The sequence below is a fragment of the Mucilaginibacter sp. SMC90 genome (genome assembly GCF_022811725.1).
Lineage (GTDB): Bacteria > Bacteroidota > Bacteroidia > Sphingobacteriales > Sphingobacteriaceae > Mucilaginibacter.
In genome coordinates, this window is the sequence record NZ_CP094527.1 from 7,757,833 (window position 1) to 7,770,384 (window position 12,552).

12 protein-coding genes are annotated in these 12,552 nt (G+C 44.1%); 8 read left to right on the top strand and 4 right to left on the bottom strand.

The genetic code is table 11. The features are described from left to right. Positions 1-49 precede the first annotated feature (49 nt). From MTO98_RS32430 to MTO98_RS32445, 4 genes are read left to right on the top strand one after another with little or no spacing between them, the layout of a single operon-like run. Entirely contained in the window at positions 50-763 is a 714-nt protein-coding gene (locus tag MTO98_RS32430) for a class I SAM-dependent methyltransferase (protein ID WP_243483678.1), read from the top strand. Between the two features lie 6 nt (positions 764-769). Beyond that, complete coding sequence (locus MTO98_RS32435; RefSeq protein ID WP_243483680.1) at positions 770-1,822, top strand: AIR synthase family protein; 1,053 nt, start codon at positions 770-772, stop codon at positions 1,820-1,822. Next, on the top strand, positions 1,822-2,490 hold the full coding sequence (locus MTO98_RS32440) for a thiamine phosphate synthase (protein WP_243483681.1): 669 nt from the start codon (positions 1,822-1,824) through the stop codon (positions 2,488-2,490). The genes MTO98_RS32435 and MTO98_RS32440 overlap by 1 nt, the downstream gene beginning before the upstream one ends. After that, positions 2,471-2,728 carry a Trm112 family protein gene (locus tag MTO98_RS32445; protein WP_243483684.1) on the top strand — a complete coding sequence of 86 codons (258 nt, stop codon included), beginning with the start codon at positions 2,471-2,473 and terminating at the stop codon, positions 2,726-2,728. The genes MTO98_RS32440 and MTO98_RS32445 overlap by 20 nt, the downstream gene beginning before the upstream one ends. Before the next feature lie 247 nt (positions 2,729-2,975). Here the strand turns inward: MTO98_RS32445 and MTO98_RS32450 are convergent, their stop codons facing one another. After that, complete coding sequence (locus MTO98_RS32450) at positions 2,976-3,560, bottom strand: C40 family peptidase (RefSeq protein ID WP_243483686.1); 585 nt, start codon at positions 3,558-3,560, stop codon at positions 2,976-2,978. A gap of 214 nt (positions 3,561-3,774) precedes the next feature. On the opposite strand from MTO98_RS32450, the gene MTO98_RS32455 reads away from it, so the two are divergent. Then, positions 3,775-6,105: a gliding motility-associated C-terminal domain-containing protein gene (locus tag MTO98_RS32455; RefSeq protein WP_243483688.1), complete on the top strand. Its 2,331-nt coding sequence runs from the start codon at positions 3,775-3,777 to the stop codon at positions 6,103-6,105. Between the two features lie 80 nt (positions 6,106-6,185). Next, a complete protein-coding gene (locus MTO98_RS32460; RefSeq protein ID WP_243483689.1) occupies positions 6,186-8,132 on the top strand; it encodes a glycoside hydrolase family 127 protein in 1,947 nt (648 codons plus the stop codon). A gap of 19 nt (positions 8,133-8,151) precedes the next feature. Here the strand turns inward: MTO98_RS32460 and MTO98_RS32465 are convergent, their stop codons facing one another. The 3 genes from MTO98_RS32465 to MTO98_RS32475 form a co-directional block, all read right to left on the bottom strand. After that, positions 8,152-9,075 (bottom strand): AraC family transcriptional regulator, encoded by a 924-nt coding sequence (locus tag MTO98_RS32465; protein WP_243483691.1) that lies wholly within the window; start codon positions 9,073-9,075, stop codon positions 8,152-8,154. A gap of 80 nt (positions 9,076-9,155) precedes the next feature. Then, positions 9,156-10,007, bottom strand: a complete 852-nt coding sequence (locus MTO98_RS32470; RefSeq protein ID WP_243483694.1) for an SDR family NAD(P)-dependent oxidoreductase — start codon at positions 10,005-10,007, stop codon at positions 9,156-9,158. 145 nt (positions 10,008-10,152) lie between these two features. Continuing rightward, positions 10,153-11,016: a LysR family transcriptional regulator gene (locus MTO98_RS32475; protein WP_243483695.1), complete on the bottom strand. Its 864-nt coding sequence runs from the start codon at positions 11,014-11,016 to the stop codon at positions 10,153-10,155. A 72-nt stretch (positions 11,017-11,088) separates the two neighbouring features. Between MTO98_RS32475 and MTO98_RS32480 the strand changes: the two genes are divergently transcribed. Further along, positions 11,089-11,616 carry a GNAT family N-acetyltransferase gene (locus tag MTO98_RS32480; RefSeq protein ID WP_243483697.1) on the top strand — a complete coding sequence of 176 codons (528 nt, stop codon included), beginning with the start codon at positions 11,089-11,091 and terminating at the stop codon, positions 11,614-11,616. A 3-nt stretch (positions 11,617-11,619) separates the two neighbouring features. After that, positions 11,620-12,510, top strand: a complete 891-nt coding sequence (locus tag MTO98_RS32485; RefSeq protein WP_243483700.1) for a DMT family transporter — start codon at positions 11,620-11,622, stop codon at positions 12,508-12,510. The last annotated feature ends 42 nt before the right edge of the window (positions 12,511-12,552 follow it).

Genomic DNA, 12,552 nt, shown 5'->3' on the forward strand with positions numbered 1-12,552 from the left:
CCGTATTACCGGTCAGTAACAAGGCTTTTTAATTTAATGAACTAAACAAATGAAACCCGGAAACAATTTTGGCCTCATGACCCAAAGCCTTGCAAACTGGCAGGGCCGCAAGGAATGGTTTTTTAACCGCGAACACACCGACACTTACGAGCAATGGTACGAGGGCCGCTATAAACGTGCAGAAGTATGGCAAAAAAAGGTAATGGCGCAGTTGCTTGGCAACGATACCCGGGTTAAGGAACTGCTTGAATTTGGCTGCGGTACCACCCGCTTTACCCGGTGGTGGCACGAAATTGGTATTGACGCCACGGGCGGCGACCTTTCCCCTTTTATGCTCGGGCAGGCTGTGCACTTATTTAAAGGCGATTTAGTAAATGCCGACTCGCACTTTATGCCTTTTAAGGACCATACTTTTGATGCCGTTGCCTTTATTACCACGTTTGAATATTACCGCGACCCGGTTCAGGTGATCCGCGAAGCTGCCAGGGTTGGTAAACATGGTATCGCTTTCGGTATGATGAACCGCAATTCGCCCAAAGTACTGCGCCGCCGGGTGCAGCAAATGTTCGGTAAAAATCCATTTTACGTAACGGCTACTTTTTATACGCCGGCTATGCTCATTAAAAAGATAGAAGAAGCTTTACAAGGCCGGCAATACAGCATTGAATGGACCTGCACGGGCTTGCCTAAATGGTTTCCGGTACAGCAATGGAGCGTGCCCGCCGGCGATTTTTTCGGATTGTACGTAAAACTGCTTGATTAAGCTATTATGTCTTTATCCGGAAAAATAACAGGCGATGGCTTTGAGCAGATCATTTTGCCGCGCTGCGGGCATCCGCGGGCCGAAGTTATCGGCGGCCCTGCTTTTGGGGTTGATGTATCGGTGATCAGTTTGCCGGGAGGTTTAGGTCTTGCACTTACAAGCGATCCGTTATCGCTTATTCCCTCTTTAGGCTTGCAGGAATCGGCATGGCTATCGGTGCATTTAATGGCCAACGATATGGCAACTACGGGCTTTGCCCCGCAATACGCGCAAATGGTGCTTAACCTGCCACCGGGTTTAAGCCAAACAGATTTCACTACCTATTGGGACTATATCCACCGCTATTGCAATGACATCGGCGTAGCCATCACAGGCGGGCATACCGGCAGCATTGAAGGTCAAAACTCAACCATTGCAGGCGGCGGCACCATGCTGCTCACCGCACCATTGAACGAGATCTTGCTTAGCAAATATGCAGAGGCTGGCAATGTGATCATCGTTACCAAGCAATGCGCCATGTCGTCGGCAGCTATACTGGCCATGAGCTTTCCCGAAACGGTAAAGAACACACTGGGGGTTGAGGTTTATCAACGGGGCTGCGAAATGTTTTATCAAACATCATCGCTAAAAGATGGAATAACCGCAGCCGGGATAGGCAACCGCTTTCACAAAGTAACCGCTATGCATGATGTAACCGAAGGCGGCGTTTTGGGTGCCATATATGAAATGGCCGTTGCATCGGGCAATGGGGTGGTGATAGATAACGATCTGCTTCCCATTGATGATATAGCGGGCGGAATTTGCTCAGCATTTAATATCGATCCGCGTTATTGCATTGGTGCGGGGGCCATGATCATTGCCGTAAAAAAACAATGGAGTCAGAATGTACTGCACCGCTTAAAGAAAAATAATATCCCGGCAACTATTGTTGGTGAGTTTACAGCTAAGGCAGACGAATACAAGATAATTGAAAACGGCATGGAAAAAAACATGCCTTATTTTAGTAAGGACCCCTATTGGGATGCCTTTTTTAACGCTTATAAAAACGGATGGAAATAATGGAAAACACCCCTAAAATTACCGGTGGTATCTACCTGGTGTTAAACCCTGCTATTGATGAGGCCATACTGCTTGCCAAGTTAAAATCGGCCCTGTTGGGCGGGATCCAAGTAGTACAGATCTGGAACAACTGGCAGCCCGCCGCGGATAAACCGGCGCTGATTGAAAAGATTGCAGCTATTTGCAAACCTTATGCAGTACCGTTGCTGATCAATGCCGATTGGACTTTACTGCGTGATGTGCCCGCCCTTGACGGAATTCACTTTGATAACATTCCGGCATCTTTATCACTTATCCAAAATACAGTAAGCAGGCCATTCCTAACCGGCATAACCTGTTCAGAAAACCTGCAGACAGTAGCATGGGCCCAGGATAATCATCTGGATTATGTTTCGTTTTGTTCCATGTTTCCATCCTCATCGGCAGGCATTTGTAATATCGTGATGCCTGCAACTGTAAAAAGGGCGCGGCTTCTTACCGGTATGCCCATATTTGTTGCCGGCGGCATTACCCCTCAAAATATTCCCGGCTTAAAAAAACTCACCCCATTTGACGGCGTAGCCGTAATATCCGGCATTTTAAGTGCCGAAGACCCTGAACAAAAAGTTAAAGAATTTAAAAACGCGCTAAGCATAAATCCTACCCAACATGCAACTGAAAACAATTGAAAAACTATGCTGCCCTTTTGATAAAAGCGACCTTAACCTGCAGATATTGGTAAAAGACATGGCACAAAATATAATAGAGGGAATATTAAGCTGCACCATTTGCCAACGCAATTACCCCATTGTTTATGGTGTACCCATCATGGCTCCCGACGAATACCGCCAGATACAACTGGAGCAACCTATTGTTGAAAAATGGAAACTGGAGCACAATTTGGATGATGTTAAGTTACTGCCGTAAAGAAGCTTACATGATAACTATACAAATAATAGCCATGCCTGACTAAGCATTGCGGCAGGCCCCGGTGCTTAGACAGGCTGCCATTTACAGGTAGCCTGTCCCGATTTTTAAAAGAAGAAGTCAAATTTTCAGGACGAGTAAATGCAGATACGCTTAATTGCGTCTCAAAATAAGCATAATGGATTAGTATGTTGATAGCCTGCAAGCGGGATGTGCAAATATGCGTTTCTACAATAAAAAAAGGGAATTAGCGCGCTTCTTCTAAGGTATCAGGAACAACATCTTCTTCCTGTACTTGCGGCTCTTCCTTAAACACGCGGATAGTTTTAATATACCGGCGTTGGTAACGCTCATTCATGGCAGTTTCTGTAACGCCATTTTCATCACCCGATGTTGAGTGGATAAATACCAATGGTTCGCCGGGCTGCGATATCACTATTCCAATATGGCCCGCGCTATGGTAATTGTGGCTTCGGGTACCGGTAAACAATATCAGATCGCCAAATTGGGCATCTTTAATATCAATACCCTTAACCGGCGCAAAATCAGATGAGCTGCGCGGTATCGAAATACCGAAATGACTGAAAACATAGTTAACAAAACCCGAGCAATCAAAGCCCTTTTCCGGGTTGGTTGAACCATATCTGTACCTGATGCCTTTAAGTGTTTGAGCAAACTCTACCAGTTCATCCGGTGTGGTTTCGCCGGTTTCATAGTTGGCTTCAACTTCGGCATAATGGTGTCGTGATCTTGAATGGCTATGCGATTTTGTTGTCTTATTTGCCTTATGTTTTTTTGCTGCGTGATGCGCGGCAGGCTTTACCGGCTTCATAAGTGATAGACAAGCTACAAGGAGGAGTTTGGAACCAATTACAAAATGCATTTTGTAATGATAGGTAAAAATTTCTACGGATAGTAATTAAAATGTAAAAAAGACAGTAGCTATTTTTTAACATATAAACAAATCATTGCAAATGAAGCTAACCAAATAAATTCAATTTTACCTTATATTTACCTGAGCCAAAACCAATTAACCTAACAACCATTTGATCTGTTACAAAACCATCGGATCTGCATTTGCCATGCTATGCTTTTGCATGCGGTTATCTCTCTTTGCCCAGGCTCCGGTAATTATCCCCAAAAATCAACCAATTGTACTAAAACTTGATGCTGGCGGCAACTATACTATTAACTCATCAGGCGATCATCCGGCATATGTAACAGATCTTGCTACTGTTACCAATACAACAGATTCAACCACCAAATTCAGGTTTACCCCCAACACCTTTGATTGCAGTACCACCGGCCCGCAAACCGTAACTATAGCCGCAGCAACCAATGGTGTATCTACGCCGCCGAATCCGGATGCTATCCGGATAACCGACCTGACAGCACTTTGCTTTGACCCTGCCGGTAATTTATATTTTGGAGGGGCAAGCACACTCATGATCCGAAAAATAACGCCCGATGGCACGGTAAGCATTTTTGCCGGCGGGCCGCCAGGCATAGGTGCCGACGTATTCAGAGGCACTGCTGGTACAGTTGGTCGTATCCCGCCTGGCGGAATGGTATGCGATGATGCCGGTAACGTCTTTTTTTCAGATGTTGACGCCAGTAAAGTAAAAAAAATAAGCCCTGATGGTACAGTGACGGATATTAACAAGCTCATATTAAATCCGGGGGCGTTAACGATTGATAAGCAACACAATATATACGTTGTAACAAATACAGACAACGTAGTTTATAAAATTACGGCCGACGGGGTACTCCAGAGGCTTGCCGGAACTATTGACGGAGATCTTGACGGACCGGGTAAATTAGCCCGTTTCCACTTCATATATAGCATAGCCGCCGATGATGCAGGTTATGTTTATGTAGGTATTGTGGAATTTAAATTAGGAGATAAGGTGAAGATAAAAAGGATTGCCCCTGATGGTACGGTATCTACTTATTTTGACCCGGGTAAACTGTATTATCCCGAAAGCATTAACGATCCTGTAAATGCTTTTTATATAGGCCCAACCGGGCTAAAGTTTGACAGAGCCGGCAATTTATTTATAGGTGATGGCGGCATGATAAAAATACTTGACAAATATGGAAAAGCGCGGACGTTTGTTGGTCACCCTTCATTAGATTATGTCGATGGCACCGGTGCGAAGGCTTCCTTTGGCCAGGTTTGCGCTATAGATATGGACCCTTGCGGCAACCTCTTCGTAGTTGATCAGGTATACAACCGCATCAGGAAAGTTACGCTCGGTACTGTGGTATCAACCGTAGCGGGAGGCGGTGCAAACCAGCTCACAGGCAATATCGGGTCAAGCACCTGCCAGCAATCTGCAGCCGTTATACCGGTTAACGTTCAAAGTACCCCTGCATTTACATCTGCCTATAATGACATTATCTTACAGGATTGCGCCAACCTGGCCAATTACGTTATAAAAGCATCTGTAACTGATAACTGCCCAGATAGCCAAATAAAAATCACGCAAACGCCGGCACCTAATTCGCCTATCTACAATAACGTGCCCGTGCAGGTAACCTTAACAGCAGTTGATAAAACAGGGGGTGTGGCTACCGCTTCGTTCATGGCAACGGCCAAATATTCTGCGGCACCGCCGGGCAGGTCAGTATCCGTGTCCACACCTTCGCTAAAGGTTTGTGCAGGTAATCCTGTAACCTTTACTGCTGATGTAATTAACGGTGATCCCGGTACATCTTTTCAATGGCTGGTGAACGATGTGCCAACGGGGCCCAACGACTTTAAATTTACAACAAGCAATTTAAAAGATGGCGACATGGTAAATTGTGCTGTTACCACGGGTAATGGTTGCGGCATCCCCAACCTCGGCCTCGATCTGAAGATGAATGTAAACCAGGTCCCGGCAATTACGCTCAATCCAAAAGAAGAGATCCTTTCCGGCAATAGCGTAAACTTAACCCCGGTGGTAATCGGCAACATTGCAACCTATACATGGACACCTTCGGCCGGGCTTAGCGACCCGGCATCAGCAGCGCCGGTGGCAAGTCCCGAAGTTACAACAACTTATAAGTTAAACGTAGTTTCGGTTGATGGTTGTGCTACCGAAAGCGAAGTTACAGTGAAGGTAATCCCCCATATTGTAATCCCCAACACTTTTACGCCCAACGGCGATGGAATTAATGATTTATGGAGCATCAAATATTTAGATGGGTATACAACCGGCACAGTAACTGTTTACAACCGCAATGGCGCTATCGTATTTCAAAGCAAGGGTTATCCTAAAGCCTGGGATGGCACTTTTAACGGAAAACCTGTGCCAACCGGCGTTTACTATTACGTTATCGATTTGAAAGATGGCAGTCCCTTGCGCAGCGGCGATGTCAGCATTTTGAGGTAACCCGATTAATGTGTGTTAAAATAACAATTATTAAAAACATTCATTATCTTAGTAGGGCTAACCAATTTGTAATACCAATCATGATAACCCTGAAAATATTACGCCGTTTTTTAACGCTGCTTTCAATATCAACTTGCTTTTTTGCCTCTGATTATGCGCAGGCACAATCTTCCCTGCATTCATTTTCACTACAGCAGGTAACATTGTTGCCCGGAGTATTTAAAAACGCGCAATTAACAGACAAGGCTTACATACTTGCTTTAGACCCTGATCGTCTGCTTGCGCCTTACCTCACCGAGGCGGGGCTTAAGCCTAAAAAGAAAAGCTATGAAAACTGGGAAAATACAGGTTTGGATGGACATATCGGCGGCCATTATTTATCAGCCTTATCATTTATGTATGCCTCCACCCATGACGCCGAGCTGAACCGCCGGCTGGATTATATGCTGGCCCAGCTAAAACGTGCCCAGGATAAAACAGGAAGCGGCTACCTTGGCGGTACACCCGGAGGCACAGCCATGTGGAAAGATATTGTCGCAGGTAAAATTGAAGCCGATACCTTCGCTCTTAACAAAAAGTGGGTACCCCTTTATAATATCCACAAACTTTTTGCAGGTTTACGCGATGCTTACCTGATTGCCGGAAAAAGCCAGGCAAAAAATATCCTGGTACAACTAACAGATTATATTTATGGCGTTTCGCTCAAATTAACTGACGAACAGATCCAAACCATGCTCATTTCAGAACAAGGTAGCTTAAACGAAGTTTTTGCCGATGTATCCGTTATCACCGGGCAGGACAAATACCTTCAATTAGCCAAAAGATTTTCCCACAAAGAGATCCTGAACCCATTAATTCAGGGGCACGACGAGCTTAACGGGTTACATGCCAATATGCAGATTCCTAAAGCGGTAGGTTTTCAACGCATTTCAGAAGTTGGCGGAGGTGCAGATTATGGTAAAGCTGCACAGTTTTTTTGGGAAACGGTGGTCAATAACCGGTCGGTTGTAATTGGCGGTAACAGTGTAAATGAGCATTTTAACCCTACAGGTAATTTCACAAAAATGATCACAGACATTGCAGGCCCCGAAACCTGCAATTCCTACAATATGCTCAAGCTAACCCGTCATCTTTTTGAAAAAGCGGGCGAGGTTAAGTATATGGATTATTACGAACGTACCCTGTATAATCATATCCTTTCAAGTCAGCATCCTGTACATGGCGGTTTTGTTTATTATACTTCCATGCGTCCGCGCCACTACCGTGTTTACTCGCAGCCTCAGGTTGATATGTGGTGCTGCGTAGGTTCCGGGATGGAAAACCACGGCAAATACGGCGAACTCATTTACAGTTATCAGCAAAAAAATATTTATGTAAACCTGTTTATTGCATCACGCTTAAATTGGGCAGCGCAAGGGCTTGTGCTTTCGCAGCAAACCAAATTTCCGGATGAGGAAACAACCAGGCTATCAATCGACGCGGTGAAACCCGGCAGGTTTGATATCAACATCCGTTATCCTCGTTGGGTAAAAGCAGGCAAACTACAAATCAAGATCAATGGTGCCAAAGTACCTGTTAATGCGCAGCCTGGCTCCTATGTAAAGCTTAACCGGCTCTGGAAAAAGGGGGATGAAATAACAGTTCGTTTACCGATGGAATTGAGCACCGAGGCATTACCGGACAGCTCACATTATGTAGCATTTTTAAATGGGCCGATTGTGTTAGCTGCCAAAACGGATACTACCGATCTTGATAACTTAATTGCAGATGGCGACCAGTTTGGAGGTTACCGCGCCCGTGGTAAAATGTACCCCTTAAATGAGGCACCGATATTGGCAAGTAACCAGGCTAACCTCCAAAACTATTTAAAACCTGTTGCAGGGAAGCCTCAAACCTTTGTTGCTCCCGAATTGATTAGCCCTGATAAGTTTAAAAATCTGGAATTAATCCCTTTTTACAAATTACACGATGCCCGGTATATGATCTATTGGCACCAGGGCAATCTGGATAATGCCGAAACTAAATAAAGACACCGGTATAGCAATTTCAATTAAATGACCGTCTGAACTCCAGCGGAGACAGGTTAGTTTTTGTTTTAAACAATTTACTGAACGATTGCGGATGCTCAAAACCCAGTTCGTAAGCAACTTCGCTTACAGACAAGCTTGTAGTAGATAGTTTTTCCTTTGCTTTTTCGATTAGCTTATGGTGGATATGCTGCTGTGTATTTTGCCCCGTGAGGGAGCGCAGCATATCACTTAAGTAACCCGGCGACATGTTCAGCTTTTCTGACAGGTATTGAACCGTCGGGATTCCCTGGCCTGACGCCCCATCATTTGCAAAGTACCCGTCTAAAATTTCCTCCAGCTTTTGCAGCAGATCACTGCTTACGGCTTTACGGGTAATAAACTGGCGCTTGTAAAAACGATTGGCATAATTGAGCAATAACTCAATTTGGGCAATAATTACATCCTGGCTAAAATCATCTATCCTGCTATTTAATTCCTCCTCAATGATCTTAAAAAGTGAAATAATGGTTGTTTTTTCTTTATCCGACAAATGCAATGCTTCATTGGCCGAATAAGAGAAGAAACCATATTGTTTAATCTTTTTTGCTAAAGGATAGTTCCACAAAAAATCTGGATGGATCAACAGGGTATACAACGCGCATTCACCTTCGTGATACTCATTATTGCCGCCAATAACCTGGTTGGGCGAAGCAAACAATAAACCGCCTTCATCAAAGTCATAATAATCCTGTCCGTACTTTATTCTTGGGCTAAGCTTTGGCCGGTACGAAATTTTATAAAAGCTAAGCACATGAGAGCCGGATGGCCTGCGTGGTATAACCTGGTTATCGGTACCGGCAATTAAACTGATCAATGGATGCAGTGGCTTTGGCAAGCCAAAAGCCCGGTGCACATCCGATAATGAGTCAAATTTAAGAGGACTGTTTTCTTCCCTTTTCATCTCAAAAACTTAATGCAATGATAGTCAGTATTATATTAAAATACCGGCTATCATTGGTGTTTTACATAACTATGATCATTTTATCTTGATTCGCCCTGTGCAGCGTTTGAAACCGGTTCCCACTCTTCCCAAATGGCCAGCCGCTCTGCATAAGCAGCACGTACCCAGGGTAAATTATGGCTGCCAAGGAAAAACCGCAACGGCGGGTTCTCAGCATCTGCTATTTTAAAGATAGCTTCCGGTGTCGCCTCCGGATCTCCCCTTTCCATGGTTTTTAAACTATCAACAAACTGAGCTTTAAAGTCTGTATAAATATCTATACCGGCTGCAAACTTCAAAGAATCCTGGCTTCCAAACTCTGTGGCATATGCACCGGGCTCTATAATGGTTACTTTAATATCGAAAGACGCTACTTCTTTTGCCAGGCTTTCGTGAATTGCCTCAAATGCCCATTTTGATGAACAGTAATAACCAATTACCGGCATTGTTACATGGCCAAGCCCGCTCGATACACCAAGTATACGGCCACCACCCTGCTGCCTCAGCAAGGGCAACGCAGCTTTGATCACCGATAGTGTGCCAAAAATATTGGTTTCATATAATGCCCTTACCTCGTCGGCGCTTCCTTCTTCAATAGTCCCTACCAATGAGTAGCCGGCATTATTAAGCACTATGTCAAGTCGCCCAAAATGAGCGTGCGCCTGCTCTACAGCGGCCTTTACCTCATCAGGATTGGTTACGTCAAGCTGTAAGGTCAGTATATTTTCACCGTAGTTCTCTTTCAAATCGGCAATGCTTGCCAGCTTGCGTGCAGTAGCAGCAACCTTATCACCTCGTTTTAATGCTGCATCGGCCCAAACCCTCCCAAAACCACGGGAAGCGCCTGTGATAAACCATACTTTATAACCTTGATTTTCATTTTGATGTTCCATAATCATATAATTTGAATACACCAAAGTTCTGCAGATACAGCTGGCCGCTTGTAGCCTGATCGGGGGATTTTGTAGCTAAAATGAGTCTCGCTGCAATACAGCGGGTAATATCAAAGCAAAAAACACAATCACACTAAACCTCTCTTCACTCCAAAACCAATTTTAATACATTTGAAAGTACCGGATTATGGTCATCCGTTCTCCAGTTGATATACAGGTCTGTTTTAAAAGGAAGCCTGATGAATCTTATTCCCGGGCTATCATGGTAAATATAGGAATCTGGTAATACGGCTATACCAAGTCCTTTCCGTACCAGTGCAATAATTGTTGACCCAAACTCGGAATGCAGGTAATCATCGGGTATAATATCAAAAGACCTGAACATTTGCTGAATAATATCACTATAGCTGCTTCCTTCATCCCTTATGGGCAATATAAATTTTTGCTGCAAAAGGGTTTCTTTAGACAGATCCTCTATCGTATGATAAAAGTGATCTTCCGGAACTACAATTGACAGGTGATCGCTGTAAATTTTTTTTGATTTGATCCCCTGGGAAGTGTTGATATCCCTTGTAACCGACAGATCGATCTTATAATTTCTCAGATATTCCTGCTGACTTTCGTATCGCAGTTGCACCAGTTCAATCTGCAGCTTAGGAAATGCATTTGAAATACGGTCGACCATATCCGGGATGATAGAACCAGAAATGGAATCGGGGTGGGCAATTCTTATTGTGCCGCTTTCTCCTAAATGGATCTGTTTGGCAAACTGGTGAATAAACTCAAGCTCGTTCAATTCAACCTCCCACTTCTCCTGCAAAAATTTACCTGCAGGGGTCAGTTTAACATTACGCTTATTACGCTCAAATAACACCAGGCCTAACTCGCTCTCCAAAGATTGGATATGACGACTAAGGGCAGATTGTGTGATGTTCATCTTTCCGGCCGTATTCCAGAAATGAAGTTCCTGCGCCAGGGCTAAAAAATATTTGATCTGCAGCAAATCCATTAATGCAATATATGCATTAATGGATGACAAAATAGCATTTTATCGCATTTAATATCCTGGTAAATTCGTAGCATGGAAAGTATAAAAATTGTTGACGCAACGCCGAAAGATGTTGTTCAACTTCAAAATATAGGTATAAAAACTTTTTCAGAAACGTTTTCGGCAGTTAACACCCCGGAAGATATGGCTAAATACCTTAGTGAGAGTTTTTCAATAAACAGGCTCACCGAAGAGCTAAGCAACAAATTATCACAGTTTTATTTTGCCGTATTGGATCAGGAAGTTATAGGATACCTGAAGTTGAACGCAGGGCACGCGCAAACAGACCTTAAAGATCATGACGCGCTGGAAATTGAGCGCATCTATGTATCCCAGGCATTTCATGGCAAAAAAGTTGGCCAGCTGCTTTACAATAAAGCCATGGAGGTTGCAAGGCAAACCGGCTGCCGGTATGTATGGCTTGGCGTATGGGAAAATAATTTCAGGGCGATGAGCTTTTATAAGAAAAACGGTTTCGTGGATTTTGACAGGCACGTTTTCATGTTAGGCACCGATAAACAAATTGATATCATGATGAAAAAGGATCTATTAAACAATTGAGAGATGGATAAAAAGAATGTTTTCCTTTTACTGCTGATATTAGGCACAGCCTTTTGGGGCATATCATTTTCAGTAACTAAGCTGGCTATAGGCCATGCATCCTCGCTCACCTTTTTGTTTTACCGCTTTTTAGCAGCAACAATTGTTCTGTCTGTCATATTTGTGAAGCATTTAAGAACAATAAACTGGCATTCTGCTAAAACAGGGGCAATCCTTGCGGTCCCTCTTACCCTCGGAATCTATCTGCAAACCCTGGGGATAAAGTATAGCACCGCATCACAATGCTCTTTCGTGGCAGGTACATGTGTAATCATTATTCCCTTGCTAAAGGCGGTTTTTTATAATACCGTTGCGCCTGCAAAGATCTGGCTCGCGGCTGTAATTGCCCTGGCCGGTTTATCAGTTATTTCCTTGAATGCCAACTTTTCGGTTAGCATCGGCGATTTATATACCATTAGTGGTGCCGTAGGCTTTGGCGTTTACCTCATCAAGGTAGAAAAGCTTTCCAGGGCAGATCATATCGCACATACTGTAGTGCCTATGTTTGCGGCATGCGCCATGATCACCTGCTGCCTGGCATTGGTGGATACGAGCTCAAACTGGCTGCCTGAAAGTAACCAATTTTGGATGGGTATTGCTTATTGTGCGCTATTTTCTACAGCTTACATGTACACCATTTCCAATATTTCGCAACGCTACCTGAGCGCCGAAAGGGTTGCCATAATATATCTTTTCGAGCCGGTGTTTGGCGCAATTGCCGCCTGTTTCATTTTAGGCGAACACCTAACCTGGCGGTTGTTTACAGGCGGAAGCCTGATTTTTGCAGCAACGCTCATTTCCGAATTGAAGTTTGACAGGAAAGCTGTTATACTTGAAGCAAATGCCATTGAATAGATGTGTTGCCGCTTGCAGCAATTTTCTAAAACATCACAGGAA

Coding starts and splice junctions, on each gene's coding strand:
- MTO98_RS32430 (WP_243483678.1), top strand. CDS start 50: ATGAAACCCGGAAACAATTTTGGCCTCATGACCCAAAGCCTTGCAAAC.
- MTO98_RS32435 (WP_243483680.1), top strand. CDS start 770: ATGTCTTTATCCGGAAAAATAACAGGCGATGGCTTTGAGCAGATCATT.
- MTO98_RS32440 (WP_243483681.1), top strand. CDS start 1,822: ATGGAAAACACCCCTAAAATTACCGGTGGTATCTACCTGGTGTTAAAC.
- MTO98_RS32445 (WP_243483684.1), top strand. CDS start 2,471: ATGCAACTGAAAACAATTGAAAAACTATGCTGCCCTTTTGATAAAAGC.
- MTO98_RS32450 (WP_243483686.1), bottom strand. CDS start 3,560: ATGAAGCCGGTAAAGCCTGCCGCGCATCACGCAGCAAAAAAACATAAG.
- MTO98_RS32460 (WP_243483689.1), top strand. CDS start 6,186: ATGATAACCCTGAAAATATTACGCCGTTTTTTAACGCTGCTTTCAATA.
- MTO98_RS32465 (WP_243483691.1), bottom strand. CDS start 9,075: ATGAAAAGGGAAGAAAACAGTCCTCTTAAATTTGACTCATTATCGGAT.
- MTO98_RS32470 (WP_243483694.1), bottom strand. CDS start 10,007: ATGGAACATCAAAATGAAAATCAAGGTTATAAAGTATGGTTTATCACA.
- MTO98_RS32475 (WP_243483695.1), bottom strand. CDS start 11,016: ATGGATTTGCTGCAGATCAAATATTTTTTAGCCCTGGCGCAGGAACTT.
- MTO98_RS32480 (WP_243483697.1), top strand. CDS start 11,089: ATGGAAAGTATAAAAATTGTTGACGCAACGCCGAAAGATGTTGTTCAA.
- MTO98_RS32485 (WP_243483700.1), top strand. CDS start 11,620: ATGGATAAAAAGAATGTTTTCCTTTTACTGCTGATATTAGGCACAGCC.